At 61.9% G+C, this 25,328-nt stretch carries 23 protein-coding genes and 2 pseudogenes; 11 read left to right on the top strand and 14 right to left on the bottom strand.

Going from position 1 to position 25,328, the window contains the following annotated elements:
- Positions 1 to 135 (bottom strand): annotated as a pseudogene (locus IEG05_RS23680) (ISL3 family transposase); the annotation flags it as partial.
- Positions 136 to 260: 125 nt separating this feature from the next.
- The gene (cspD, locus tag IEG05_RS08780; protein WP_003298830.1) at positions 261 to 524 is read right to left on the bottom strand and encodes a cold shock domain-containing protein CspD; all 264 of its coding nucleotides are present in this window, start codon (positions 522 to 524) and stop codon (positions 261 to 263) included.
- A 218-nt stretch (positions 525 to 742) separates the two neighbouring features.
- Here cspD and clpS point away from each other — a divergent pair, with 218 nt between their 5' ends.
- Entirely contained in the window at positions 743 to 1,105 is a 363-nt protein-coding gene (gene clpS / locus IEG05_RS08775; RefSeq protein WP_003298832.1) for an ATP-dependent Clp protease adapter ClpS, read from the top strand.
- 29 nt (positions 1,106 to 1,134) lie between these two features.
- Positions 1,135 to 3,405, top strand: coding sequence for an ATP-dependent Clp protease ATP-binding subunit ClpA (gene clpA / locus IEG05_RS08770; RefSeq protein WP_014820078.1), 2,271 nt, complete (start codon positions 1,135 to 1,137; stop codon positions 3,403 to 3,405).
- A gap of 131 nt (positions 3,406 to 3,536) precedes the next feature.
- Here clpA and infA read toward each other — a convergent pair whose 3' ends face one another.
- The 4 genes from infA to trxB all read right to left on the bottom strand — a co-directional run bounded on the left by infA (position 3,537) and on the right by trxB (position 6,295).
- Entirely contained in the window at positions 3,537 to 3,755 is a 219-nt protein-coding gene (gene infA, locus IEG05_RS08765; protein WP_002553999.1) for a translation initiation factor IF-1, read from the bottom strand.
- 100 nt (positions 3,756 to 3,855) lie between these two features.
- On the bottom strand, positions 3,856 to 4,563 hold the full coding sequence (locus IEG05_RS08760; RefSeq protein WP_014820079.1) for an arginyltransferase: 708 nt from the start codon (positions 4,561 to 4,563) through the stop codon (positions 3,856 to 3,858).
- Between the two features lie 52 nt (positions 4,564 to 4,615).
- Positions 4,616 to 5,296 carry a leucyl/phenylalanyl-tRNA--protein transferase gene (gene aat / locus IEG05_RS08755; RefSeq protein ID WP_020307404.1) on the bottom strand — a complete coding sequence of 227 codons (681 nt, stop codon included), beginning with the start codon at positions 5,294 to 5,296 and terminating at the stop codon, positions 4,616 to 4,618.
- A gap of 51 nt (positions 5,297 to 5,347) precedes the next feature.
- Positions 5,348 to 6,295 carry a thioredoxin-disulfide reductase gene (gene trxB, locus IEG05_RS08750; protein ID WP_020307405.1) on the bottom strand — a complete coding sequence of 316 codons (948 nt, stop codon included), beginning with the start codon at positions 6,293 to 6,295 and terminating at the stop codon, positions 5,348 to 5,350.
- A gap of 161 nt (positions 6,296 to 6,456) precedes the next feature.
- Between trxB and ftsK the strand changes: the two genes are divergently transcribed.
- The 6 genes from ftsK to cysG all read left to right on the top strand — a co-directional run bounded on the left by ftsK (position 6,457) and on the right by cysG (position 14,179).
- Complete coding sequence (gene ftsK / locus IEG05_RS08745; protein WP_191121928.1) at positions 6,457 to 8,910, top strand: DNA translocase FtsK; 2,454 nt, start codon at positions 6,457 to 6,459, stop codon at positions 8,908 to 8,910.
- 17 nt (positions 8,911 to 8,927) lie between these two features.
- A complete protein-coding gene (lolA, locus tag IEG05_RS08740) occupies positions 8,928 to 9,554 on the top strand; it encodes an outer membrane lipoprotein periplasmic chaperone LolA (RefSeq protein WP_037004746.1) in 627 nt (208 codons plus the stop codon).
- A 70-nt stretch (positions 9,555 to 9,624) separates the two neighbouring features.
- Positions 9,625 to 10,950: a replication-associated recombination protein A gene (locus tag IEG05_RS08735; RefSeq protein ID WP_020307408.1), complete on the top strand. Its 1,326-nt coding sequence runs from the start codon at positions 9,625 to 9,627 to the stop codon at positions 10,948 to 10,950.
- The gene (gene crcB, locus IEG05_RS08730; RefSeq protein ID WP_020307409.1) at positions 10,947 to 11,321 is read left to right on the top strand and encodes a fluoride efflux transporter CrcB; all 375 of its coding nucleotides are present in this window, start codon (positions 10,947 to 10,949) and stop codon (positions 11,319 to 11,321) included. The genes IEG05_RS08735 and crcB overlap by 4 nt, the downstream gene beginning before the upstream one ends.
- A gap of 72 nt (positions 11,322 to 11,393) precedes the next feature.
- Positions 11,394 to 12,674, top strand: a complete 1,281-nt coding sequence (gene serS, locus IEG05_RS08725; RefSeq protein ID WP_020307410.1) for a serine--tRNA ligase — start codon at positions 11,394 to 11,396, stop codon at positions 12,672 to 12,674.
- Between the two features lie 110 nt (positions 12,675 to 12,784).
- Positions 12,785 to 14,179, top strand: coding sequence for a siroheme synthase CysG (cysG, locus tag IEG05_RS08720; protein WP_020307411.1), 1,395 nt, complete (start codon positions 12,785 to 12,787; stop codon positions 14,177 to 14,179).
- 28 nt (positions 14,180 to 14,207) lie between these two features.
- Here the strand turns inward: cysG and IEG05_RS08715 are convergent, their stop codons facing one another.
- The 8 genes and pseudogenes from IEG05_RS08715 to IEG05_RS08680 form a co-directional block, all read right to left on the bottom strand.
- Positions 14,208 to 14,873, bottom strand: coding sequence for a response regulator transcription factor (locus tag IEG05_RS08715; protein ID WP_014820088.1), 666 nt, complete (start codon positions 14,871 to 14,873; stop codon positions 14,208 to 14,210).
- Positions 14,874 to 14,926: 53 nt separating this feature from the next.
- The gene (locus IEG05_RS08710; protein ID WP_020307412.1) at positions 14,927 to 15,490 is read right to left on the bottom strand and encodes a PQQ-dependent catabolism-associated CXXCW motif protein; all 564 of its coding nucleotides are present in this window, start codon (positions 15,488 to 15,490) and stop codon (positions 14,927 to 14,929) included.
- A 103-nt stretch (positions 15,491 to 15,593) separates the two neighbouring features.
- Positions 15,594 to 16,385 (bottom strand): ABC transporter permease, encoded by a 792-nt coding sequence (locus IEG05_RS08705; protein WP_020307413.1) that lies wholly within the window; start codon positions 16,383 to 16,385, stop codon positions 15,594 to 15,596.
- On the bottom strand, positions 16,382 to 17,239 hold the full coding sequence (locus tag IEG05_RS08700; RefSeq protein WP_020307414.1) for an ABC transporter ATP-binding protein: 858 nt from the start codon (positions 17,237 to 17,239) through the stop codon (positions 16,382 to 16,384). Before IEG05_RS08700 ends, IEG05_RS08705 begins: the two co-directional genes overlap by 4 nt.
- Entirely contained in the window at positions 17,236 to 18,207 is a 972-nt protein-coding gene (locus IEG05_RS08695; protein ID WP_020307415.1) for a YVTN family beta-propeller repeat protein, read from the bottom strand. The genes IEG05_RS08700 and IEG05_RS08695 overlap by 4 nt, the downstream gene beginning before the upstream one ends.
- An 18-nt stretch (positions 18,208 to 18,225) precedes the next feature.
- Positions 18,226 to 18,714: a tetratricopeptide repeat protein gene (locus IEG05_RS08690; protein WP_020307416.1), complete on the bottom strand. Its 489-nt coding sequence runs from the start codon at positions 18,712 to 18,714 to the stop codon at positions 18,226 to 18,228.
- Positions 18,711 to 19,898 (bottom strand): ABC transporter substrate-binding protein, encoded by a 1,188-nt coding sequence (locus tag IEG05_RS08685; RefSeq protein WP_191121927.1) that lies wholly within the window; start codon positions 19,896 to 19,898, stop codon positions 18,711 to 18,713. Before IEG05_RS08685 ends, IEG05_RS08690 begins: the two co-directional genes overlap by 4 nt.
- 138 nt (positions 19,899 to 20,036) lie before the next feature.
- Positions 20,037 to 22,209, bottom strand: a pseudogene (locus tag IEG05_RS08680) (methyl-accepting chemotaxis protein).
- A 390-nt stretch (positions 22,210 to 22,599) separates the two neighbouring features.
- Here IEG05_RS08680 and IEG05_RS08675 point away from each other — a divergent pair.
- Genes IEG05_RS08675 through IEG05_RS08665 form a run of 3 tightly spaced genes read left to right on the top strand, consistent with a single transcriptional unit; the run spans position 22,600 to position 25,000 of the window.
- Entirely contained in the window at positions 22,600 to 23,037 is a 438-nt protein-coding gene (locus tag IEG05_RS08675; RefSeq protein ID WP_014820096.1) for a cupredoxin domain-containing protein, read from the top strand.
- 41 nt (positions 23,038 to 23,078) lie between these two features.
- Positions 23,079 to 24,344, top strand: coding sequence for a HAMP domain-containing sensor histidine kinase (locus IEG05_RS08670; RefSeq protein ID WP_191121926.1), 1,266 nt, complete (start codon positions 23,079 to 23,081; stop codon positions 24,342 to 24,344).
- Positions 24,341 to 25,000, top strand: coding sequence for a response regulator transcription factor (locus IEG05_RS08665; protein WP_041013699.1), 660 nt, complete (start codon positions 24,341 to 24,343; stop codon positions 24,998 to 25,000). Before IEG05_RS08670 ends, IEG05_RS08665 begins: the two co-directional genes overlap by 4 nt.
- Positions 25,001 to 25,328: the final 328 nt, after the last annotated feature.

Raw genomic sequence — 25,328 nt, 5'->3', positions numbered from 1 at the left:
CTGGCCACAACGCCCGCACTTAGGAAGAGAGCCGGCTTGAGGTTCAAGCTCAATGAGGAGGGTGTTATCGGTAGATGGGCGACAGGTAACGGCGTCGTAGCCTGGCCAGAAAGCGGCAAGATCAATAGGATGCACGGCGACAGCAGGGACAGGTGAAGGGTGTGTTTGGCGACTGCCAATTTACCTGCTTCCCTGACTGTCAACTCGCTCTTCCCCCAGACTCCGCGAAGAACCTTTTTTTTGTTTTGTTTCAGGACAAATCAGGCATCTACCGTCGAGACGCCTTGGGCAGCAGCAGGGGTCGTCGCCTCGGACACGGCCTGCTGTGGCCTGATGTCGGTTGCGTGAAGGCCTTTCGGACCCTGCAGGATGTTGAACATGACCGCTTGCCCAGCTTTCAGAGTTCGATAGCCTTCCATCTGGATGGCCGAGTAGTGGGCGAACAGGTCCTCATCGCCGCCGTCTGCTACGATGAACCCGTAGCCTTTGGCGTTGTTGAACCACTTGACCTTACCGCTTAGCATGCTGTTATCCCTCTGCAAAGGAGTCCATTACTGGAGTAACATCCATTTCATTCCGCGCTTATGCAGCCCGAGGCCTCATGTTGCGCAACCCGTTTGCCCTTGTAGGCACATACTGTTTGTATCACCGTTTTGCCGATAGTCAAGGCGACTCGTCAGCTGGCTGCGAAGCTGTCCATATTTATCTGGCCCCCGCGCCACGACCTAGAACCGTTATGCGCATGCATGCATTTGCTCAGATTCGACTAACATTCAATCAGGACCGGCCTCAACGGGACGAAGACGACGCGTCTGGTCTCGCTGTCCAGGAGGCCAAGCCGGAATTAAAGGCACCACCGATGTATAAAGTTGTCATGTTCAATGACGACTACACACCGATGGATTTCGTCGTCGAGGTGCTGGAAGGCATTTTCAATCACAGCAGGGAGCAGGCCACCAAAATCATGCTGGCCGTCCATACCGAGGGGCAGGCCGTCTGCGGGCTCTATACGCGCGACGTAGCCGAAACCAAAGCGATGCAAGTGAATCAATATGCAAGGGAATGCCAGCACCCGCTGCTCTGTGAGATCGAGAAGGACGGTTAACTCCGACTGCTGGAGAAGAGGTGAAAGCTATGTTGAACCGTGAGCTCGAAGTCACTCTGAATCTGGCTTTCAAAGAGGCACGTACCAAACGTCATGAATTCATGACGGTTGAACACCTCCTGTTGGCCCTACTGGACAATGAAGCGGCAGCCACCGTGCTGCGGGCCTGTGGCGCGAGCCTGGACAAGCTGCGCCATGATCTGCAGGAGTTCATTGATTCCACCACTCCACTAATTCCACAGCACGATGAGGAGCGCGAAACCCAGCCTACGCTTGGCTTTCAGCGCGTACTGCAGCGTGCCGTATTCCATGTCCAAAGCTCTGGCAAGCGGGAAGTGACCGGGGCAAACGTGCTGGTCGCGATTTTCAGCGAGCAGGAGAGCCAGGCCGTATTCCTTCTCAAGCAGCAGAACGTCGCGCGTATCGACGTCGTCAACTACATTGCTCACGGTATTTCAAAGGTGCCTGGCAATGCTGGTAGCCCGGAGAACGATGCGGAGATGCAGGATGAGGACGGTGGCGAGCCGGGTGCGTCAGGCAATCCTCTGGATGCCTATGCGAGCAATCTGAACGAGCTGGCGCGCCAAGGACGGATCGACCCGCTGGTTGGGCGTGAGAACGAAGTCGAGCGTGTCGCGCAGATTCTCGCGCGTCGGCGTAAGAACAATCCGCTTCTCGTAGGTGAAGCTGGCGTCGGTAAGACCGCTATTGCTGAAGGCCTGGCAAAACGCATAGTGGATAATCAGGTTCCGGACCTGCTCGCTGATAGCGTCGTCTACTCGCTAGATCTGGGTGCGCTGCTGGCGGGTACGAAGTATCGAGGTGATTTCGAGAAGCGCTTCAAGGCGTTGCTCGGAGAGTTGCGCAAGCGGCCGCATGCCATTCTTTTTATTGATGAGATCCATACGATCATCGGTGCCGGAGCTGCGTCTGGCGGCGTGATGGACGCGTCGAACCTGCTCAAGCCCTTGCTTTCTTCCGGTGAAATCCGCTGCATCGGTTCTACGACCTTCCAGGAATTCCGTGGGATCTTCGAGAAGGATCGCGCCCTCGCGCGTCGCTTCCAGAAAGTCGATGTCAGCGAACCTTCAGTCGAAGACACGATCGGCATTCTGCGTGGCCTTAAGGGGCGTTTCGAGCAGCATCACAACATCGAATACAGCGATGAGGCGCTTCGTGCCGCGGCAGAATTGGCCTCGCGCTACATCAATGATCGGCATATGCCTGACAAGGCCATCGACGTGATCGATGAGGCGGGCGCCTATCAGCGCCTGCAGCCGGAAGAGCAGCGGGTCAAGTGCATTGATGTCGAACAGGTCGAAGACATCGTGGCAAAGATTGCGCGGATTCCTCCGAAGCACGTCAGCAGTTCGGACAAGGAGCTGTTGCGTAACCTCGAGCGCGATCTGAAACTCACGGTTTTTGGCCAGGATGATGCGATCGACTCGCTGGCGACAGCCATCAAGCTTTCACGGGCGGGACTGAAGGCTCCGGACAAGCCGGTTGGATCGTTCCTTTTTGCCGGGCCTACCGGCGTGGGTAAGACAGAGGCTGCACGCCAGCTGGCTCGAGCGCTGGGCGTCGAGCTGATCCGTTTCGACATGTCCGAGTACATGGAGCGTCACACTGTATCTCGTCTGATCGGTGCGCCTCCGGGATACGTTGGGTTCGACCAGGGTGGCTTGTTGACTGAGGCCATCACCAAACAGCCGCATTGCGTGCTGTTGCTGGACGAAATCGAAAAGGCGCACCCTGAGGTCTTCAACCTGCTGCTGCAGGTCATGGATCATGGCACGCTCACGGACAATAACGGTCGCAAGGCCGACTTCCGCAACGTGATCATCATCATGACCACCAATGCTGGTGCGGAGACCGCGGCGCGGGCTTCTATCGGTTTTACCTTGCAGGATCATGCCTCTGACGCGATGGAGGTCATCAAGAAGAGCTTTACGCCAGAGTTTCGCAATCGTCTGGATACCATTATCCAGTTCGGCCGTCTGAGTCACGAAGTCATCAAGAGCATCGTCGACAAGTTCTTGATCGAGCTGCAGGCGCAGCTCGAAGACAAGCATGTGACGTTGGAGGTGTCAGATGCTGCGCGCAGCTGGCTGGCGGAGCATGGCTACGATGCGCAGATGGGGGCGCGGCCGATGGCACGGCTTATTCAGGACAAGATCAAGAGGCCGTTGGCCGAGGAGATCCTGTTCGGTGAGCTGGCCGAACATGGTGGCGTGGTTCACATCGATATTCGGGGCGGCGAGCCGTTCTTCGAATTCGAGACCACTGCAGAGCTGGCCTGACCCTAGGTGGTATCGAGCGCCCGGCTTCGGCCGGGCGTTTTTCGTTCCGGCATTACGTGCGGCTGTTTCCGGCTGTTTGCTGCTGCAACAAAAAAGCCCGGCATAAACCGGGCATTTTTCTCGCGGCTCGCTTAGCGGGCGCGGTAGGTGATGCGACCCTTGCTCAGATCGTAGGGGGTCAGTTCCACGCGAACCTTGTCACCGGTAAGAATCCGGATGTAGTTCTTGCGCATCTTTCCGGAGATGTGCGCAGTAACGACGTGCCCGTTTTCCAACTCCACACGAAACATGGTGTTAGGCAGGGTGTCGACGACAGTACCTTCCATTTCGAAGCTGTCTTCTTTCGACATTCAGTAAAGTCCTCGGTGTCCAAATGAGTGACCCGGCGCATGCATGCGCGGGCAAAAGCGGCAAGCATTGTGCCCGAAATGGGTCGATGAGCCAAGGACTTCAGCTGAGCGTCACCCAGCGCTGGTTGACCAGCAGTTCGATGGGGCGATATTCGGTCTTGTAATTCATCTTCCGGCAGTTCTTGATCCAGTACCCGAGGTACACGGCCTTCAGGCCGAGACGTGCTGCTTCGCCGATCTGCCAGAGAATCGCGTAGCGCCCCAGGCTGCGCCGTTCTTCTTCGGGATCGTAGAAGGTGTAAACGGCGGATAGTCCATTGGGCAGTACATCGGTGACGGCGACTGCGAGCAGTCGTCCATCCAGCCTGAATTCGTAGAATCGACAAAACGGTAGGTCACGCACCAGGAAGGTATTGAACTGCTCGCGGCTGGGGGGGTACATGTCGCCGTCCGCATGGCGCTTTTCGATGTAGGTCGCGTAGAGCGCGTAGAGCTCCTCGCTGAACGCCGGGCGAACACAACGTACCTGCAGGTCAGCGTTGCGTTTGAGGATTCGTTTCTGTTGCCGGCTGAGCTCTGGCGAGCTTGCCGGAATGCGAGCCGGAATGCAGGCCGAGCACCGCTGGCAGTGGGGGCGGTAGAGGTGATCGCCGCTACGCCGGAAGCCCATCTCGGAGAGTTCCGCGTACACCTGCGCGTCCATCGGCTGGCTAGGGTCGAGGAACAGCGTGGTTGCCTGTTCATCGGGCAGATAGCTGCACGCATGGGGCTGTGTGGCGTAGAACTTGAGGCGAGCCAGTGAAGTCATGGTCAACTCTCAGAAATCATGAGCTGAGTGTAGGTCAGCTTGCGGTAGCCGACTAGGCGCGCCAGTCGGCTGCGCTGGGCTGATCCAAATGCTCGGCAAGTGCGGCGGCGAATTGCTCACGCGTAATGCTGCGGGCCCCAAAGCTTTCCAGATGACGTGTCGGCATCTGGCAGTCAATCAGGACAAAACCCCAATCACGCAGCTGTTCCACCAGTGTGACGAATCCAACCTTGGACGAATCGGTAGCGCGACTGAACATCGACTCGCCGAAAAATAGCTTACCGATTGCCAGTCCGTAGAGTCCGCCGACGAGATGCTGCTCCTGCCAGACTTCCACCGAATGCGCGACGCCCATTTCGTGCAACTGAACATAGGCTTGCTGCATCGGTGTGGTGATCCAGGTTCCGTCCGAATAGCTACGAGGCCCGGCGCAGCCTTGGATCACGTCGGTAAACGCTTGATCGAAGGTCACCTGAAATTCGCCCTGACGGATGCGCTTGCGCAGGCTGCGCGACACATGCAGTTCGTTCGGGAACAGCACCGTTCGCGGATCGGGAGACCACCACAGCAACGGTTGCCCATCCTGGTACCAGGGAAAGCAGCCGTGGCGATAGGCGGCCAGCAGGCGTTCATGGCTAAGGTCACCCCCAGCAGCCAAAAGGCCGTTGGGTTCTCGCAAAGCCGCTTCGAGAGGGGGGAAGCAGAGATCGTCGCGCTTTAGCCAGGTCAGCATGTCGCCACGCAAATGCAGGTAGGGGAGGGCGGGCCGAGGCCCGCCACTAGATCAGTTGTCGAGGTACTTTTCTGCGTCCAGAGCGGCCATGCAGCCGGCACCGGCCGAGGTGATCGCCTGGCGATAGACGTGATCAGCCACATCACCAGCAGCGAAGACGCCAGGGATGCTGGTGCAGGTGGCATCACCCTCGCCGCCACCTCTAACCTTCAGGTAGCCATCCTTCATTTCCAGCTGGCCCTGGAACAGGTCGGTGTTCGGCTTGTGGCCGATGGCGATGAATACGCCGGCGAGGTCCAGCTTGTTCTCTTCGCCGGTGAGAGTGCTCTTCAAGCGGACACCGGTCACGCCGCTGGCATCGCCGAGTACTTCCTCGAGGGTATGGTTCCAGTGCAGGCGGATGTTGCCGTTGGCCGCCTTGTCCATGATCTTGTCCTGCAGGATCTTCTCCGACCGCAGTTTGTCGCGGCGGTGGATCAGGTGGACTTCCTTGGCAATGTTGGACAGGTACAGCGCTTCCTCGACCGCAGTGTTGCCGCCGCCGATCACCGCGACGACCTGGTTGCGATAAAAGAAGCCGTCGCAGGTGGCGCAGGCCGATACACCACGGCCAGCGAACGCCTCTTCAGAGGGCAGGCCGAGGTATTGTGCCGAGGCACCGGTGGCGATGATCAATGCGTCGCAGGTATAGACGCCGCTGTCGCCGCGCAGGGTGAATGGGCGCTGCTGCAACTCTGCGGTATGGATGTGATCGAAGACGATCTCGGTGTCGAAGCGCTCGGCGTGCTTCTGCATGCGGACCATCAGGTCCGGGCCGGTCAGACCTTCGACATCGCCGGGCCAGTTGTCGACTTCGGTGGTGGTGGTCAGCTGACCGCCGGGCTGGATGCCGGTGATCATCAGTGGCTTCAGATTGGCGCGGGCAGCGTATACCGCAGCGGTATATCCGGCCGGGCCGGAGCCGAGGATGATCAGACGCGAATGCTTGACTTCACTCATAAAAAGCCCTCATAAGCCTTTGTTGCAAATAGAGAAGCGTGCTCCAGTCGAGCCGCGTCGGGAAATCGGGCGTTTATGCTACACCGAAGCATCGGCAAAAGCCCAAGCCGCCGCGGAACCTGCATGCCATCGAATCGACAAACCCGTACAATGCCGGGGTTCTGGCTGACTACGGTTCATCGCGCCGCAGGCGCAGGAAAGAAAGCGTTTTGAAGAATTCCTCATCTACCGCGCCGGCAACCGTCTGGCGACAGCAATTGCACTATCGCCTCAAGGAAGGCGCGTTGATAGCGCTCGGTGCGCTCTGCGTCTACCTGTGGATGGCGTTGCTTACCTACGATCCGGGCGATCCTGGCTGGACCCACACCAGCAATGTCGATCAGGTCCGCAACGCTGCCGGCCGTGCCGGCGCCTGGTTTGCCGATGTTCTGTTCATGGCGCTGGGCTATTTCGCCTATTTGTTTCCCCTGCTGCTTGGCGTCAAGGCCTGGCAAGTGTTCCGCGCGCGTCATCAGCCCTGGGTGTGGAACGGCTGGCTGTTCTCCTGGCGCCTGATCGGTCTGGTGTTCCTGGTCCTGTCCGGGTCCGCGCTGGCCTATATCCATTTCCAGGCCGCTCCTGGCTTGCCCGCGTCTGCCGGCGGTGCGCTGGGAGAGAGCCTCGGTCAGTTGGCCGTTCTGTCCCTTAACGTACAGGGCAGCACCCTTGCGCTGTTGGCGTTCTTCCTGTTCGGCCTGACGGTGTTCACCGATCTGTCCTGGTTCAAAGTGATGGACATCACCGGCAAGATCACTCTCGACCTCATCGAGCTGATCCAGAGCTTCTTCAGTCGCTGGTGGAGCGCCCGCGCCGAGCGCAAGCAGATGGTCGCCCAGTTGCGAGAAGTCGACGATGTCGTGAGCGAGGTGGCTGCGCCGATGGTGCGCGACCGTCGTGAGCAGGCCAAGGTCAAGGAGCGCATCATCGAACGTGACGAGTCCCTGGCAAAGCACATGAGCGAGCGCGACAAGCGCGTGGCTCCGGTGATCGCTCCACCTGCTCCTGCCAAAGCCGCCGAACCGAGCAAGCGCGTGCTGAAAGAAAAGCAGGCCAACCTGTTTGTCGATCCGCTGATCGAGGGCAGCCTGCCGCCGATCTCGATACTTGATGCTGCCGAGAAACAGCAGAAGCAATACTCGCCTGAGTCGCTGGAAGCGATGTCGCGGCTGCTGGAGATCAAGCTGAAGGAGTTCGGTGTAGAGGTCATCGTCGAGTCGGTACATCCAGGCCCGGTGATCACCCGCTTCGAAATCCAGCCGGCAGCCGGTGTGAAGGTAAGCCGTATCTCCAATCTGGCCAAAGACCTTGCGCGCTCACTGGCAGTGATCAGCGTGCGGGTGGTCGAAGTGATTCCGGGCAAGACCACTGTAGGTATCGAGATTCCCAACGAGGATCGTCAGATCGTGCGCTTCTCCGAGGTGCTTTCTTCGACCCCCTACGACGACGCCAAATCACCGGTCACCCTTGCACTCGGCCATGATATCGGCGGTAAGCCGGTCATCGCCGACCTGGCGAAGATGCCGCACCTGCTAGTGGCTGGTACCACTGGTTCCGGTAAGTCGGTGGGCGTCAACGCGATGATTTTGTCGATCCTGTTCAAGTCCACGCCGGAAGAGGCGCGGTTGATCATGATCGATCCTAAGATGCTTGAACTGTCGATCTACGAAGGCATTCCGCACCTGCTTTGCCCCGTCGTCACGGACATGAAGGAGGCGGCCAACGCACTGCGCTGGAGCGTCGCCGAGATGGAGCGGCGCTACAAGCTGATGGCGGCCATGGGCGTGCGTAACCTCGCGGGCTTCAATCGCAAGGTCAAGGAAGCCGAAGAGGCGGGCACACCGCTTACCGATCCGCTGTTCCGTCGCGAGAGCATGGATGACCAGCCGCCGCCGCTGAAATCCCTGCCGACCATCGTCGTGGTGGTGGACGAATTCGCCGACATGATGATGATCGTCGGCAAGAAGGTCGAAGAGCTGATCGCGCGTATCGCACAGAAGGCACGCGCGGCGGGTATTCACCTGATCCTTGCCACCCAGCGTCCGTCGGTGGATGTGATTACCGGCCTGATCAAGGCCAACATTCCGACCCGAATGGCATTCCAGGTATCCAGCAAGATTGATTCGCGCACCATTCTCGACCAAGGTGGTGCCGAGCAGTTGCTGGGGCACGGTGACATGCTCTACCTGCCGCCGGGCACCGGCCTGCCGATTCGTGTCCATGGCGCGTTCGTTTCCGATGAGGAAGTGCACCGGGTGGTCGAGGCCTGGAAGGCCCGTGGCGCGCCTGACTACATTGAAGACATTCTTGCTGGCGCCGAAGAGGCGGGTAGCGGCTTCGATGGTAGCAGTGGCGAAGGCAGCGGAGAGGGCAGCGAGGAAGACCCGCTGTACGACGAGGCCGTCCGCTTTGTCACCGAAAGCCGCCGCGCGTCGATCTCCGCCGTGCAGCGCAAGCTGAAGATCGGCTACAACCGCGCCGCACGCATGATCGAGGCCATGGAAATGGCCGGCGTGGTGACATCCATGAATACCAACGGCTCGCGCGAAGTCATCGCGCCGCCACCCATGCGCGATTGAATCGCTTCGAGGGCTACATGCAATTGATCCGTTTGCTGTGTGCATCTGTCCTGATGGTCGCTCTGGCACCGGCCCATGCCGACCAGGCGGCTTCTACCAAACGCCTGACCGGCCTGCTCAACCAGGCCGAAACCCTGACTGGCCGCTTCTCGCAGCTCTCGCTCGACGGCAGTGGCACCCAGCTGCAGGAGACCTCCGGGGAGCTGGCGCTCAAGCGTCCCGGCCAGTTTCGCTGGCATACCGATGCACCGATGGAGCAGCTGCTGGTGTCCAACGGCGAAAAGGTCTGGTTGTATGACCCAGACCTCGAGCAGGTCACCGTTCAGCAGCTCGATCAGCGTCTGACGCACACCCCCGCGCTTTTGCTTTCCGGTGATGTCTCCACCATCAGCGAGAATTTCGAGGTCTCGCACAAGGAGGCCGGGGACGTGGTGGACTTCACCCTCAAGCCCAAGGCCAAGGACACCCTGTTCGACAACCTGCGGCTGTCCTTCCGCGGCGGCGTGATCAATGACATGCAGCTGATCGACAGTGTCGGTCAGCGCACCAATATCCTCTTCATGGGGGTGAAGATGAATCAGCCGCTCAAGGCCGACCTGTTCACCTTCGAGATTCCCGAGGGTGCCGACGTCATTTCCGAGTGAGCCTAATCTGACATTCGTATCAGGCGGCCTGCGCAGCGGCGGGCCGCTGCAATCGAGGTAACCGTCCGCAATGGACCTGTTCAGCCGCGAACCTGTCGCCCAGCCACTTGCCGCGCGTCTGCGCGCAGCCAGCCTCGACGAATACGTCGGGCAGGAGCACCTGCTCGCGCGCGGCAAGCCGTTGCGCGAGGCGCTTGAGCAGGGCGCGTTGCACTCCATGGTGTTCTGGGGGCCGCCCGGTGTCGGCAAGACCACTCTGGCGCGGCTCCTGGCCAAGGTCTCCGATGCCCATTTCGAGACGGTTTCCGCCGTGCTCGCCGGGGTCAAGGAGATTCGCCAGGCGGTGGAGATCGCCAAGCAGCAGGCGGCGCAGTACGGCCGGCGGACCATTCTGTTCGTCGACGAAGTGCATCGTTTCAACAAGTCCCAGCAGGACGCCTTCCTGCCTTACGTCGAAGACGGCACGCTGATCTTTATCGGCGCCACCACCGAAAACCCCTCTTTCGAACTCAACAATGCCTTGCTCTCGCGGGCTCGCGTTTATGTGCTGAAAAGCCTGGACGAAGCGGCCTTGCGCAAACTGGTGACGCGCGCGCTGACCGAGCCCAAGGGCCTTGGCGAGCTCAATCTCACGCTGCCGGAGGAGAGCTTCCAGATGCTGCTGGCGGCAGTCGATGGTGACGGTCGTCGGCTGCTCAACCTGCTGGAGAATGCATCGGACCTTGCCGAGGAGGGCGGCAGCATCAGCACCGACCTGCTGCAGGATCTGCTGGGCGACAGTCGCCGTCGTTTCGACAAGGGTGGCGAGGCCTTCTACGACCAGATATCGGCGCTGCACAAATCGGTGCGCGGCTCGAATCCGGATGCCGCGCTGTACTGGTTTGCGCGCATGCTCGATGGCGGCTGCGACCCGCTGTACATCGCCCGACGTGTCGTGCGCATGGCCAGCGAGGAAATCGGTAATGCCGACCCCCGCGCGCTGCCGTTGTGCCTGAACGCCTGGGACGTGCAGGAGCGCCTGGGCAGTCCGGAAGGGGAGCTGGCCGTGGCTCAGGCGATCGTCTATCTCGCCTGCGCGCCGAAGAGCAACGCCGTCTATACCGCGTTCAAGGCGGCCATGCGCGACGCGGCGGAAAACGGCTCGCAGGAAGTGCCGCTGCATTTGCGAAATGCGCCGACCAAGCTGATGAAAGAACTTGGCTACGGCAACGAATATCGCTACGCCCACGACGAACCGGATGCCTACGCGGCAGGCGAGGATTACTTTCCCGAGTCCATGGAACCGCGCCGCTACTATCACCCCGTACCACGCGGCCTGGAAAGCAAGATCCGCGACAAGCTCGAACACCTTGCCCGGCTCGACCGCGAAAGCCCCATCCAACGGAGAAAGGAATGATCCGCATGGCCTTCGCTGTCGCCTGTGGCGGCGTGATCGGGACCCTGTTGCGCTTTGCCCTGGCGGCCTGGGTCAGCGCGCAATGGCCGCGGCATTTCTATCTGGCCACGTTGGCCGTGAACCTGCTTGGCTGTCTGCTGATCGGCTATCTCTATGCCACCTTCCTCGCCCGGCCGGATATCTCGCCGGAGCTGCGTGGCGCACTGATCATCGGCTTTCTTGGCGCACTGACGACCTTCTCCAGCTTCTCACTGGACGCACTGCGGCTGCTGGAAAGCGGTCAGCTGGCGACTGCCTTCGCTTATGTCGGCGGCAGCGTGTTCGGTGGCCTGTTGGCGGCCTGGGCCGGTCTGGCGCTCGCCAGGTTATGAACCGGCGCGCGTTCACAGTAAACTTCGCTCCCTCTTCGCCTTTCATCCAAGCTTTCACAGACGAGACCCACCATGCTTGATTCGAAACTGGTACGCACTCAGCTACAGGACGTGGCGGCCCGCCTGGCCACCCGTGGCTACCAGCTGGACGTGGCGCGCATCGAAGCGCTGGAAGCTCAGCGCAAGACCGTGCAGACCCGCACCGAACAACTCCAGGCCGAGCGCAACGCGCGCTCCAAATCCATCGGCCAGGCCAAGCAGCGCGGTGAGGACATCGCGCCGTTGCTCGCCGACGTGGATCGCATGGGCTCGGAACTCGAATCCGGCAAGCAGGAGCTGGACCGCATCCAGACCGAACTCGACCAGCTGATGCTGAGCATTCCCAACCTGCCGCACGAGTCGGTGCCGGTCGGTGCGGATGAGGACGAGAACGTCGAGGTTCGCCGCTGGGGTACGCCGAAGACCTTCGACTTCGCCGTTCAGGATCACGTCGCCCTGGGCGAGCAGCATGGCTGGCTGGACTTCGAGACCGCGGCCAAGTTGTCCGGTGCCCGCTTCGCCCTGATGCGCGGCCCGATCGCCCGCCTGCATCGCGCCCTGGCGCAGTTCATGATCGACCTGCACACCCGTGAGCATGGCTACGAAGAGGCCTACACGCCGTATCTGGTACAGGCCCCGGCGCTGCAGGGAACCGGTCAGCTGCCGAAGTTCGAGGAAGATTTGTTCAGGATCAGCCGCGAAGGCGAGGCGGACTTCTATCTGATCCCGACCGCCGAGGTGTCGCTGACCAACATCGTGGCCGGCGAGATTCTCGATGCCAAAGAGCTGCCGCTGAAGTTCGTCGCCCACACGCCCTGTTTCCGTAGCGAGGCCGGCGCCTCGGGGCGCGATACCCGCGGCATGATCCGTCAGCACCAGTTCGACAAGGTCGAGATGGTGCAGATTGTCGAGCCGTCCAGGTCCTTCGAGGCGCTGGAAGAGCTGACCGGTAACGCCGAGAAGGTGTTGCAACTGCTGGAGCTGCCTTACCGCGTGTTGTCGCTGTGCACCGGCGATATGGGCTTCGGCGCGACCAAGACCTATGACCTGGAAGTCTGGGTGCCGAGCCAGGACAAGTACCGCGAGATTTCTTCCTGCTCCAACTGTGGCGACTTCCAGGCGCGGCGCATGCAGGCGCGTTACCGCAATCTGGAAACCGGCAAGCCGGAGCTCGTGCACACCCTCAATGGTTCGGGCCTGGCGGTCGGTCGTACCCTGGTCGCCGTACTGGAGAATTACCAGCAGGCTGACGGAAGTGTTGTGGTGCCCGACGTACTGAAGCCATACATGGGTGGTATCGAAACCATCGGCTGAGGCTGCAGCAGCGGTTCGGCATCAGGCCGGATCCTTGATATTCGACAAGGGGCATCGCGGCCGTAATGGCTGTCATGCCCATACCACCAACGACCCTCCAGGATTCGCCCATGGAATACCTCCCGCTGTTCCACAACCTCAAAGGCCGCACGGTGTTGATCGTCGGGGGTGGCGAGATTGCGCTGCGCAAGGCTCGGCTGCTGAGCGAAGCTGGAGCACGGCTGCGGGTGGTGGCGCCGAGCATCGAGGCGCAACTGGCCGAACTGGTAGGAGCGGGCGGTGGCGAATGCCTCAATCGCGGCTATGACCCGCAGGACCTCCAGGGCTGTGTGCTGGCCATCGCCGCCACCGATGACGAGCCGCTGAATGCCGCGGTTTCGCAGCATGCCAACGCGCTGGGTATGCCAGTCAACGTGGTCGACTCGCCGCAGCTGTGCAGCGTGATCTTTCCGGCGATCGTCGACCGCTCGCCGCTGGTGATTGCGGTTTCCAGTGGTGGCGATGCTCCGGTGCTGGCGCGGTTGATCCGCGCGCGTATCGAGACCTGGATTCCAGCGGCCTACGGGCAGCTGGCTGGGCTGGCCAAACAGTTCCGCGCTCAGGTCAAAGCCAAGTTCGCCAATGTTCAGCAGCGGCGGGTGTTCTGGGAGGAAACCTTTCAGGGACCGATCGCCGAACAGGCGTTGGCTGGGTGCAGCGCCGAAGCCGAGCGCCTGCTGGCGGAGAAGCTTGCCGGTGCAGCGCCGCGCGCGCTGGGCGAGGTTTATCTGGTAGGCGCTGGCCCGGGCGACCCTGACCTGCTGACTTTTCGTGCCTTGCGCCTGATGCAGCAGGCTGATGTCGTGCTCTACGATCGCCTGGTGGCGCCAGCGATCATCGACCTGTGCCGGCGCGATGCCGATCGCATCTACGTTGGCAAGCAGCGTTCGGAACACGCGGTGCCGCAGGAGCAGATCAATCAAAAGCTGGTGACCCTGGCCAAGGAAGGCAAGCGCGTTCTACGGCTCAAGGGCGGTGATCCATTCATCTTTGGCCGCGGTGGCGAGGAGATCGAGGAGCTGGCAGCCAACGGTGTGCCGTTCCAGGTCGTGCCGGGTATCACTGCCGCCAGCGGCTGTGCAGCCTATGCCGGCATTCCGCTCACTCATCGCGATCATGCGCAGTCGGTGCGTTTTGTCACCGGTCATCTGAAAGACGGCAGCTGCGATCTACCCTGGGCGGAACTCGCTGCGCCGGCACAGACGCTGGTGTTCTACATGGGCCTGGTGGGTTTACCGGTGATCTGCCAGCAACTGATAGCCCATGGACGTTTGGCGGATACGCCGGCGGCGCTGGTGCAGCAGGGCACCACCACAAATCAGCGTGTCTTCACAGGGACGCTGGAAACCCTCGCCCAGCGTATCGCCCAGAAGCAGGTCCAGGCTCCGACCCTGCTGATCGTCGGTGAAGTGGTTCAGCTACGCGAGAAACTGGCTTGGTTCGAAGGCGCCCAGGCGAGCGCCTAGCAGAAGATCGACGCTATCTGCGCCGTTTTCAGCGGCGCAGATAGGCGGTGAAGTCGATGTCCCCGGCAGAAAGGATCGCCTGTACACGGTTGTGCACGTTGAGTTTGCGCAGAATCGCCGAGACATGTGCCTTCACGGTGGTTTCGGCGATGTCGAGGTTGTAGGCGATCTGCTTGTTGGATTCACCCTTGGTCATGCGCTCCAGTACCAGTAGCTGCTTGCGGGTCAGCGCCTGCAACAGTTCCGGCGGGATCGATTGCTCGTTGTGATGGGAGTGGCGGCTGCTGGGCTTCTGGCTGCGGATAATGTCCGAAGGAAGGTAGACGTTGCCGTTGAGGATCTGCTCGATGGCGTCGGTCATCTGCGCACGCGGCGAGGATTTGGTGATGAAGCCGACGGCGCCGTAGGTAATGGCCTGCAGCACGATCTGCTTGTCCTGCTCGGCCGAGACGATCACCACCGGAATGGTCGGTGCTTCGTTTCGCAGATTGATCAGGCCGTTGAGGCCGTGCATGCCGGGCATGTTCAGGTCCAGCAGCACCAGATCGAGATCGTCGTGTTCCAGGGTCAGCGCCAGCGCGCTGTCGAGGTCGGCAGTTTCAAGGATTTCGCTGTCGGGGAAGCCGTCGCGAATGACGTTATGGATGGCTTCACGGAACAGCGGATGGTCGTCCGCAATCAGGATCTTGTACAAGGCCGGTCACCTCTTTGTTGTGATTATGGTGGGGGCATGCTGGTCAGGTGATGCTACTCATCGCCAGGCAGAGGCTCCGGAGTAGCAGGGTGCAAGGGCAGGCCCGCCTGTTCCCAACCGTCCACCCCATCGCGATACCAGTACAGTCGTTTGTAGCCCAGCGCATGGGCGCGCCTGGTGGCGTTCCAGCCGAGCCAGCAGTCAGACCGGCAGTAGAACACGATTGGCTGCTCGAGATTGCCCTGGCTGGCGCGGGCAAGATTTTCGCTGAGGTAGCTTGCCCATTCGGGTTGCAGATCTCCATCGCCGGTGTTCGCCAGCCAGATGCTGCCAGGCAGGTTTACATGGGGTTCGCTGTCGATGAAACGGCCGGCGAGCCACTGGCTCCGATACACGTCCACCAGCACCACATCGGATTGTTCTTCCAGCAAAGCCTTTAACGCGGCCGTATCCAGAGTCTGTGCACCGTCGATGGAAGGCGGTGTCGGGCTGCGGTACTGCGTCTGGCGATAGCCGTCGGTGGAGAACAGGGCGAGCTGCTCTTCGGCCGCGGCAATCGCGGGCAGGCAGACCCCAGGCAGCGCGGCGATCAGCAAGGGCAGCAGCGACCTGAACATAGTCCGTATTCCATGGCGTTTCGATAGGTCGATTACAGAGCAAAGGGCCTGTCTTTTAAATCCTACGATGGAGGGGAAAACCGATACCAAAGTAGTAGATCGCTCAGGCTGAGCGGCGCAAGGCCGCATGTTGTGGGTTGAAACTGATTACTGCGAGAAGACTGAACAGCAGGGTCAGTCCGAGGCAAACCATCAGTGCGGTCGGCGCCAGGCGCAGATAAAGCGCATGACGAACCAACTCCGCAGCGTGGGTGAAGGGGTTGAGGGCGCAGATCCAGTACAGCCACTCGCTTGCCTCACGCATCTTCCACAGCGGGTAGAGCGCCGACGAGAGAAAGAACATCGGAAAGATCACGAAATTCATCACGCCGGCAAAGTTCTCCAGCTGACGAATGCCGTTGGAGAGCAGCAAACCCAGGGCGCTGAGCAACAGCGCCACCAGCAGCAGGGCGGGCAGGGCGGCGATCAGCCCAAGCGGTGGAGGCTGTACGCCGTAGAACCAGGCGATGGCGAGAAACGCATAGACCTGCAGCAAGGAGATCAACGCCGTGGCGACGAGCTTGCTGGCCAGCAGAAAGCTGCGCGGCAACGGGCTGGTCAGCAACACGCGCATGCTGCCCATCTCGCGGTCGTAGACCATCGAGAGTGAACCCTGCATGCCGTTGAACAGCAGGATCATGCAGGCCAGCCCCGGCACGATGTAGGTTTCGTAGGTAATGTAGGTGTCGTACGGCTCGATGATCGCGATGCCGAGCGCCGCGCGAAAGCCCGCGGCAAACACCACCAGCCAGAGTAGTGGCCGTACCAGGGCACTGAAGAAGCGCGAACGCTGTTGCACGAAGCGCAGCCATTCGCGCAGAACGATGCCGCGCAGGCATTCCCAGTAGATGATCATGAACTTTTCCGCCCGGAATCGAGGGTCGCGCGCGTGCCGGGAGCAGCCCCAGGGTTGGAAGCCGGCGTCGCAGACGCCGCGTGCCCGGTTTCGACTGCTCGCGGCGCGCTGTTGAGCAGGGCGCTCTGGTGATCGAGGCCGCTGCCGGTCAGCCGTGCAAAGCTCGCGGCCAGGTCTTCGCCTTCGGTGGCCAGGGTCGCGGCACGCCCCTGAGCCACCAGGCGGCCGCGGTTGAGTATCAGCAGATCGTCGTCGTCTTGGACTTCATCGAGCAGGTGCGTGGTCCACAGCACGCTCATACCCTGCTCCTGGCAGAGTAGGCGTACATGCTGGTTAAGCCCCTGGCGGCTGGCGGGGTCGAGGCCGGCGCTGGCCTCATCGAGCAACAGCAGCTCCGGTCGGTGCAGCAGGGCACGGGCGATTTCCACACGGCGACGGTGACCACCGTTGAGTTCGCGCACCTTGCTGCGTCGCCGCTCGCCGAGCTGCTGGCGCTGCAGTTCCAGCTCGATACGTTCGTTGGCCAGGGCCCGCGGCATGCCATGCAGCGCCGCGTGGTAGCGCAGGTTCTGCTCCACCGTAAGGTCCAGGTCCAGCGTGCTCTGCTGGAACACCACGCCAAGACGCGCAAGGGCCTTGCGCGGCGTTTCACGCAGATCGAAGCCAGCGATACGGATCTGCCCCTGCTGTAGATCGTACAGGCGGGTCAGCAACGCGATCAGTGTCGATTTGCCGGCTCCGTTCGGACCGAGCAACGCAGTGAAACGCCCCTGCGCTGCGGTAAAACTCACCCCGTCCAGCGCCCGCCGCTCACCATAGGCGAACGCGACGTCGCTGACCTCCAGCGCGTTCATGGAGTGACCACCACGCCCCATGGATAGCGGCCGACCTTGATCGACTTGGTGACCTTGAGCTTGTCGACGTCGATCACCGAGACGTCGCCGCTGACGCCGTTGGTGGTCAGCAGCAGGCTTTCGTCAGGGTTGAATGCCATGTGCCAGACGCGGCGGCCTACCAGCAGGTAGTCGAGCACCTCGTAGGTTTTCGCATCGACTACGGCGATGTGATTGGCCGGGCCGAGCGCAACGAAGGCGTACTTACCGTCGGAGCTGAGTTTGATGCCCACCGGCTGGACCTTGTCCGGGTGCACGCCCTTGATCTTGAACGTCAGGGTCTTGAGGATCTCGCGCTTGTCCACGTCCACCACGCTGACCGTGCCGCCGATCTCGGCCGATGCCCATAGCTGCTTGCTGTCCCTGGTGAACTCCACGTGGCGGGGGCGCTGGTCGACCAAGGTGTTGTCGACCAGTTCGTTGGTGCTGGTATCGATCCAGTGAAGCATGTTGGTGGTTTCGCTGGTGTTGACCGCCCACTTGCCATCCGGGCTCACCCCCATGCCCTCGGGCTCGACGCCGACGTCGATCTGCGCCAGCACTTCTTCCTTGTCGACGTCGACCACGGTCACCAGCGCGTCGTCTTCATTGGAGATGTACAGCCATTTGTTGTTCGGGTGCAGGGCGAACTGCTCGGGATCGGCGCCCGACGGTAGCTGCTTGATGATCTGCCGCGTGGCCAGGTCCATCACCTGCACGGTGTCCGAGTCGCTGGCGCAGATGTACAGCAGCTCGTTGTCATGGGAGAGCGTGAGGCCGCGCGGACGCATGCCGACTTCCAGGGTCTCGACGGTTTCCATCGTGTCCAGATTGATCACGCTGATGCTGTCGTCTTTTTCGTTGGAGACATAGGCGGTGGCGGCGACAGCCGAGCCTGCGGCAAGGCTGAGGGCAATGGCGATGGCGGAGGCAAGGGCAGTTCTGGGCATGGTTGGACTCTCTTGTCGTTATTGTGTGATGGGGGCAGTGGCGTCGCTGCTGTCCAGCTGACGCAGATATTCTTCGGCTTCTTCCTGGCCGCCGGCGGCTGCGCGCTGCAGCCAGTGGCGTGCGGCGACCTGATCGGCTTCGACGCCACGACCTTCGGCCAAGGCGACGCCCCAGTGGTAGCGCGCCAGGCTGACATAGCTGGCATCGTCCGGTTGCTCCGCGCCTTGCTTCAGCAGTTCGGCGGATTTGCGCAGGTCCGGCGCCATGCCGCTGCCGCTCTCGTACATTTGCGCCAGCGAGATCATCGAGTAGACGTCGTTCCAGCGCTTCACGCAGTCTTCGAAGATCGCCTTGGCGGCATCGAAGTTGCCGGTCTTCGCCGTCACGTAGCCATAGAGGCATTTGATGCGCTTGGGGCTGTCGACATAGGCCTCATAGCCCAGCTCGTCGGCGCTGGCGGGCAGTGTGGCAAGGCCAAGCAGCGCGGCTGCAGGCAGACGAATCATGGGCGCGCCTCGTTCAGGCGGCAGCTGCTTTCCGGTGCGTCGAAGCCGAGGGTGTCCAGTTCGCTGGTGGGATGCAGGAAGCCGTCCTGCGGCGAGTTCGATACCAGGGCGCGCGGGTGTACCAGCGGGATCGGCTGGCGCAGCTGGCCATTCCATGGGCGGAAGCTCAGCTTGCGACCCTTGAAACCATCCAGTGGCAGCTCACCGCTGAGCGACAACTGACGGATTGCCGCAGCGTCCGTGCTACGCAGGCGGGTGACCGCCGCCGCGAGGCTGCGTACGCCCATCCAGGCGGCGAAATCGCGGTCGTTCATCCAGCGCTTGGCATGCGCCTCGAAGCGTTTCTGCAATTGCGCGGCACCGTAGGTTTCCACCGTCTTGTGCCAGCCGGTGGCGATCAGGCCCTGGGTGCCGGCCACCGGGCGCGGCAGCCAGGTGTGATACGGCACGTACTCACCGAAGTCGCCACGCTCGTCGGCCACCAGCACCACGTCGTATTCGGCGCCCTGGGTGAACAACGGCATCTCGGCCTGGGCGCTACGGCGCTGGTCGTTATCGAAGCTCCAGGGCTTCTCCTCCACGATGCGGTGACCGAAGCGTTTGGCCGCGCGCCGCAGAGCCTCGGCATAGGCCTGATCCTCAGCCGTAGGGCCGACGATCAGCATCCAGCGATTCCAGCGGCGTGCCGCGAGAAACTGGCCGAGCGCATCGGCGAGCATGCTGCGGCTGGGCAGGGTGTGCAGCACATTCGCCAGGCAATTCTGGCTGCGCAGTGCATCGTCGGCACTGCCGGCGTTGATCAGCAGCGCCTCCGGCATGGCGTCCGACAGCTGGCGCAGGGATTCAGCCGGAGCGTTGACCACGAACAGGCGCAGGCCGTCGGCGTACTGCCTGCCGGCCTGTTCCAGGAGTTCGTCCGGCGTTTCGCTGGTGGCCGCTTCGAGCACATAGCTGTGCTTGAGAAAACGTCCCGTGCTGTTGCTGTCGGTGATCGCCAGTTCGGCGCCGCGCAGGCCGGCGTCTTCGGGCTCAGGAATGACGTTGGAGAGCACCGGGCCGGTGTCTGGGCGATAACCGAGATAACCGATGCGTATCGCCAGCTCCGTGCTGGCAGCCGCTGCAGCGAACTGCGTGCAGCAAGTGAGGGCGATCAGGAAACCGGCTCGTCGTAATACGTGGCTCATGGGCAGCTCCTGTGACGTTGCAGGCAGCATAGGAACCATGGCAGAGCGGGGGAATATGCAGAAAGTACCAGTCGCTGTGTACCAAGGTCGTAGAAGTGACGATGAAAAGGCGGCGCAGGCCCTGCGCCGCCCCGGCCCTTAGCGGACTCGCCTGACCTTGAATCGGCCGACCTGCACGATCATTTGCTGCGCTTGCTGCGTCAGCTCCTGTGCGGCCTGCGTCGATTGCTCTGAGTTGCTGCTGTTGTGGTGCACCACTTCATCGATCTGGCCGATGGCCAGGCTGACCTATTCGATACCGGACGCCTGCTGGCTCGACGCCGAGGCGATCTCGTCGACCAGCTGCGAAACCTGTGCCGCGCCCTGAACGATCGCTTCCAGCGCCCGTGCCGTGTCGTCGGTGAGCTCCATGCCCTTGATCGTCCGCGCATTGGACTCCTGGATCAGACGGGTAGAGCGCTGTGCGGCCTCGGCACTGCGGGCTGCCAGCTGACGGACTTCATCGGCGACCACGGCGAACCCGCGGCCATGCTCGCCGGCACGGGCCGCCTCGATGGCCGCGTTCAGTGCGAGGAGGTTGGTTTGCGTGGCGATCTCTTCGATTGCCCTGATGATGTTGGTGATATCCAGGCCCGACTGGTTGATCTCCTGCATTGCCGCTTTCAGGGTGACCATCAACTCGTTGCCACCGCGGGCCGAATGCTCGGAATCGCGCGAGAGGGCGTTGGCTTCGCTGGCGTATTCAGAGGTCTGGCGAATCTGCGCAGCCATCTGGTTGATGGTGGCGCTGATCTCAGTCACCGCGGAGGCCGATTCCGTTGCGCCGCTGGAAAGATCCTGGCTGAGGCTCGTCACCTGGCCGGCCTTGTCGTTGATCAGCCCTGAGCTCTGCTGGACCTGGGATACCAACTCGTTGAGGTTGTCGACCATTCGCCTGAGCGCAAGCCCGAGCTGGTCGTGCTCCGAGGCCAGACGGACTTCCACCGCCAGGTCGCCCTGGGAGATGCGTTCGGCCACGTGTACCTGCTCCTGCAGGCTGTCGGCCATCCGGTCGAGGCTGGCGGATAGCTGGCCGACTTCGTCCGCGGACTGGTGCGCCAGGCGCTGGGAAAAGTCGCCTTTCTGAATGGCACCGGCCAGCTGCGCGGCTTTGCGAATGGGCAGGGCGACCGAGCGGGAAGAAAGCCACAGCGCAAGCACGGCGAGGATTGAGATGAGCACGCCTGCGCCGATCTGCTGCAGCATGCTCCGATCGCTCTTGGCGTCCATCTCGGTCTTCAGCTCGGTGGCCTTGGCCAGCACGATTTCCTTGTTGATCTTCAGCATCATCGACCAGGGTTTGCCGGTACGACCCAGCTCGATAGGCGCGAACACCACGATCGTGCCGTCTGCGTCCAGACGGGCGAGTTCTTTGCCTTTCTGCACGGCGCTCAGAGCCGTCTGCCACTCGTTCGGCAATACCTTCTGGAAGTGCTGGCCAATCAGTTCTGGCGAGCGGCTCTCCGCCACGATCAGCCCCTGGTCACTGATGATCGCCACCTCGCCTCGGCCCTCGAACAGCTTGCCGGATACTTCCTGGCTGATCTTCTGCACGAAGTCGAGGTTGTAGTCGGTGCCCGCCACACCCATGAAGCGGCCATCGACGATGATCGGAACCGAAAGCGTCGCCAGCCATACCTGCTTGCCCTGCACGATGTAGGGCAGCGGGCCGAGCACGCTTTCCTTGAGCGTTTCCCGCGGCCCGATGTACCAGCCGCCCTTGAGTACGCCGTTGGGGTGCTTGTCCATGGTGTCGTACTCGACCAGCGGCTGCACCGCGATCTTGCCGTCTGCGCCCCGCGTCCAGTAGGGCGTGAAGCGACCGGTCTGCTCGTTGTTACCGTTCTGGCCACCAGTGAATAGGAAATCCTGGCCGTCGATTGCGTCCGGCTCCCAGCACGAGTAGGTGCCGTTGAAGTCCGGATAGCTTTTCAGCACGTTGAGCAGAATCGAGTTCACCTCGTCCCGGCCAACCTGCAGCCCACCCGAACCCGCCGGGTTCAGCTTGCCGACCGCAAAGGTCGTCGCCATGCCCCGCGCCGCTTCCAGCGCTTCGGTGAACCTCGGAGCGGATTTCTCCGGCGTATTTCCCGCCGAGGTGCTGCAGGGTCTGCAAGGCATCTTCCTGCGCCTGCTGACTGACCCGGTCGGACACCATGCCCTGGGTCGAGCTGGCAAGGTAGACGCTGTAGCCAATCAAGATGCCCGCGGTTGCCAGCAGGCATAAGCCGCCGGTGATCGCTATTCGCTGCTGTATGGATTTGAGAGACATCACGGTTCCTACTCCTGACAACGCAAAAGAACCAGCGGTGGCGGGCCCAGGGACGCTGACGGTCTCACGTGGGGCGGCCAAAGATCGGATGATGTCCAATCGGCATCATGCATACCTGGATATGGCGGCCGCGCTGGCAGGAAATTGATCGATACCTTGGTACTGCGACCTTGGTACTGATTCGGCTCGCTCGGCACTCGGGGTGCGCGCCGTCAGGCTGCCGAAACGGGTGACGCAGCCGGTGTTTGCGCAGATTTGAATCGCCGCCACTGCCATGAAAGAGTCTGGAGCGCCAGATTCATCGGCCTCTGAACGCTACCAAGGTAGGAAGCTGGGCAGGGCGGGGCGCCTTAGGATGGCGACACCGAAAACAATAACGAGGCCATTCCCATGCCCACTTACAAAGCTCTGCTGCTCAACCTGCTGTTCGTTGGCAGCCTGGTCGGATTCGATCACAGCCACGCCGCCGGTGACCTGACCCGTCGTACGCAGGCTTTGCCGGATCTGAAGTTCGGTTCCGAGCAGAGCGACTACGCGGTGTCGCAGAAGGAATATCAGCTGGAAACCGGCGTCGCCTACCAGCTCAAGGTCAGCTCCGATGGTCAGAAGGAGTGCGCGTTCCAGGCGCCCGAGTTCGCCCAGTCGATCTATCTGCGCAAGGTCGAGGCCGGTGGTGTGGAGATCAAGGCGATCACGCTGGTCGAGCTGGAGTTCGAGGATGCCGGCGAGGCAGAAATCTTCTTCCTGCCCGTCAAGCCGGGCAGCTACCCGTTCTACTGCAAGGGGCTGCAGAACAAGGGCATGGAAGGCCGGTTCGTGGTCAAGTGAAGCGGACTGGCGCTCGGCGCTGATCACGGGGAGTTGCCGATATGTCCGCACTCTGGCGAATCAATCTGCTGGTCACGTTGCTCTTCACCCTGATCACCATGGTCTGTCTGGCGGTGTTGCTGCGCCAGGCCGCCCACGATGTAAAGCGTGAGCTCGATGCCGCGGCGGCCGTGGTTGGCTATCTCGGCGAGATGGCCGAGCGCGATCCCGACTCGCTGCGCCCGGGCCTGACCGATAGCCTGCGCCACATTCGTGTGCGCTGGCTGGACGCCACTGAATCGATGCCCGTCGGGGTCGATCCAGCGCTCGACAACTGGCTCGGGTCCTGGCTGTACCCAGCCGAACTTTCGTCACCCAGCGTCCTTCAGCTTTCCAACGGCCAGCGGCTGCACATCAGCGTCGATCCGCATGACGAAGTCGAAGAGGTCAGCGATTCGTTGTTGCAGTTGCTGGTGCTGTTCGGCCTGGCGCTGCTGCTCTGCCTGCTGGCGATCCGCTGGGCCGTGCGCCCGGGCATGCGAGTGCTCAGCGAGTTGCTTGGTGCACTGGTGAGCATCGCCGACGGCCGACTCGACACCCGCCTGCCATCGCATCGCTTCGCCGAGTCGCGCAGGCTCGCCGAACGCTTCAATCACATGGCCGCTGCACTCGAAGATGCGCGGGCCGACAATGAGCAACTGACCCAGGCGCTGCTGGCGCTGCAGGAACGTGAACGCACTCGTCTGGCGCAAGCGCTGCATGACGACCTCGGCCAGTACCTGGCCGGCATCCGCGCGCGGGCCTGTCTGCTGCGCGTCCAGGCGGACCAGCCCGACGCCATTCGCGATACCGCGGCGCACCTTGAGCAACATAGCCTCGATCTGCAGAACGGCTTTCGCACGCTGGTGCGAGACCTGTATCCGGTGATGCTCGATCACCTGAACCTGGAAGACGCCATCGGGCAACTCGCTGAGCAGTGGCAGAGCACTCAAGGTATCCAATGCGATGTCCAGCTGCGTGGAGCTATTCCAGCACTGTCGATGGACGCCAAGGTGCATCTCTATCGCATGGTGCAGGAGGCGCTGACCAATGTGGCGCGGCATGCGCGCGCGACTCGCGTGTGCCTGCATCTGTGCGGGAATCACAACGGGCTGCGCCTGTTGCTGCGAGACGATGGCCATGGGTTGCCGCCAGAACGGCCGGGAGTCGGCCTGCGCTCGATGGTCGAGCACGCGCGCTGTCTGGGTGCTCGGCTGCGTGTGCGCCACCGCGCCGGCAAGGGTTGGGCGCTCTATCTCAAGTTGCCTTTGCAAGGAGCCGCGTCATGAAGATTCTGCTGGTGGATGACCACGCGGTAGTGCGTCAGGGCTACGCGAGCCTGCTCAAGGCTTTGCTTCCCGAGGTGACAGTCAGTGAAGCCGCCAGCGGTGAGCAGGCGCTGGAGCAGGTGCAGGAATCGATTCCCAGTCTGGTCGTGCTCGACCTCGGTCTGCCGGGCATCAGTGGGCTGGAAACTTGCCGGCGCCTGCGTCAGCGGTTGCCGCTGATGCCGGTGCTGATCTTCAGCATGCACGACGAGCTGGCACTCGTCCGGCAGGCACTGGATGCTGGCGCCTCCGGCTATCTGACCAAGCGCTGCGCGCCGGACGTGCTGGTAGAGGCGGTGCGCAAGGTGCTTGCCGGGCAGACCTTCATCGAGCAGCCGCTGGCGACCGAGCTGGCCTGCCAGCGCCCTTCGCAGTCGCCGATGAAGGGGCGACTGGCCGATATGACGCCGCGTGAAATGGAAATCTTCATCATGCTTGCGCGAGGCATCGGTAATCGGGAGATCGCCGAGCGGCTGTGCATCAGCAGCAAGACCGTCTCGAACCATATGGCCCTGCTGAAAAGCAAGCTGGAGGTCAGCTCCCAGGCCGAGCTCGTGCACCTGGCCATCGATCAGGGCTTACTTCGCGTCGGCGACCGCATGGTGTGCGAGGCCTGATCGGCCTTAACCGTTTCGGATCTTCCTGCTCCCTGCGGCGATGCGGGGCATGCCTGTCTGCTGGGTCCGCAGCACCTCTTCAATCTACTCCCAAAAAACGCCTGCCCGCCTGTACACGGTGGGCGGGGCGCTTGTGCCTTGCGAAAGTCGTGGGCCCCAGCTAGTGCGCTGGTCGTAAGACCAATCTCCATGCGGCCGGGAATTTTTCCCGCTAGAGCCGGGAATTCTTCCCTGTCGGCACCGCGCCACGGCTCTTGATAATCGCGTCTGGCAGGTTGCCAGCATGCAGTAGTCCGCGGGTCTCGCCGCGTTGCTAATGCGGGTGGCC

Source organism: Stutzerimonas kunmingensis, assembly GCF_014764705.1.
Taxonomy (GTDB): domain Bacteria; phylum Pseudomonadota; class Gammaproteobacteria; order Pseudomonadales; family Pseudomonadaceae; genus Stutzerimonas.
Note: the sequence above shows the minus strand (reverse complement) of the source record. Positions and strands in the feature narration are given on the sequence as shown.

Excerpts from the sequence above, each read along its gene's own strand:
- IEG05_RS08700 (WP_020307414.1), bottom strand. The coding sequence starts at position 17,239 with ATGAACGCGCTGGAGGTCAGCGACGTCGCGTTCGCCTATGGTGAGCGG.
- cysG (WP_020307411.1), top strand. The coding sequence starts at position 12,785 with ATGGAATACCTCCCGCTGTTCCACAACCTCAAAGGCCGCACGGTGTTG.
- IEG05_RS08735 (WP_020307408.1), top strand. The coding sequence starts at position 9,625 with ATGGACCTGTTCAGCCGCGAACCTGTCGCCCAGCCACTTGCCGCGCGT.
- IEG05_RS08690 (WP_020307416.1), bottom strand. The coding sequence starts at position 18,714 with ATGATTCGTCTGCCTGCAGCCGCGCTGCTTGGCCTTGCCACACTGCCC.
- IEG05_RS08685 (WP_191121927.1), bottom strand. The coding sequence starts at position 19,898 with ATGAGCCACGTATTACGACGAGCCGGTTTCCTGATCGCCCTCACTTGC.
- clpS (WP_003298832.1), top strand. The coding sequence starts at position 743 with ATGCATGCATTTGCTCAGATTCGACTAACATTCAATCAGGACCGGCCT.
- IEG05_RS08705 (WP_020307413.1), bottom strand. The coding sequence starts at position 16,385 with ATGATCATCTACTGGGAATGCCTGCGCGGCATCGTTCTGCGCGAATGG.
- cspD (WP_003298830.1), bottom strand. The coding sequence starts at position 524 with ATGCTAAGCGGTAAGGTCAAGTGGTTCAACAACGCCAAAGGCTACGGG.
- serS (WP_020307410.1), top strand. The coding sequence starts at position 11,394 with ATGCTTGATTCGAAACTGGTACGCACTCAGCTACAGGACGTGGCGGCC.
- IEG05_RS08760 (WP_014820079.1), bottom strand. The coding sequence starts at position 4,563 with ATGACTTCACTGGCTCGCCTCAAGTTCTACGCCACACAGCCCCATGCG.
- IEG05_RS08670 (WP_191121926.1), top strand. The coding sequence starts at position 23,079 with ATGTCCGCACTCTGGCGAATCAATCTGCTGGTCACGTTGCTCTTCACC.
- infA (WP_002553999.1), bottom strand. The coding sequence starts at position 3,755 with ATGTCGAAAGAAGACAGCTTCGAAATGGAAGGTACTGTCGTCGACACC.
- lolA (WP_037004746.1), top strand. The coding sequence starts at position 8,928 with ATGCAATTGATCCGTTTGCTGTGTGCATCTGTCCTGATGGTCGCTCTG.
- IEG05_RS08710 (WP_020307412.1), bottom strand. The coding sequence starts at position 15,490 with ATGTTCAGGTCGCTGCTGCCCTTGCTGATCGCCGCGCTGCCTGGGGTC.
- IEG05_RS08665 (WP_041013699.1), top strand. The coding sequence starts at position 24,341 with ATGAAGATTCTGCTGGTGGATGACCACGCGGTAGTGCGTCAGGGCTAC.
- aat (WP_020307404.1), bottom strand. The coding sequence starts at position 5,296 with ATGCTGACCTGGCTAAAGCGCGACGATCTCTGCTTCCCCCCTCTCGAA.
- clpA (WP_014820078.1), top strand. The coding sequence starts at position 1,135 with ATGTTGAACCGTGAGCTCGAAGTCACTCTGAATCTGGCTTTCAAAGAG.
- IEG05_RS08695 (WP_020307415.1), bottom strand. The coding sequence starts at position 18,207 with ATGCCCAGAACTGCCCTTGCCTCCGCCATCGCCATTGCCCTCAGCCTT.
- crcB (WP_020307409.1), top strand. The coding sequence starts at position 10,947 with ATGATCCGCATGGCCTTCGCTGTCGCCTGTGGCGGCGTGATCGGGACC.
- IEG05_RS08675 (WP_014820096.1), top strand. The coding sequence starts at position 22,600 with ATGCCCACTTACAAAGCTCTGCTGCTCAACCTGCTGTTCGTTGGCAGC.
- trxB (WP_020307405.1), bottom strand. The coding sequence starts at position 6,295 with ATGAGTGAAGTCAAGCATTCGCGTCTGATCATCCTCGGCTCCGGCCCG.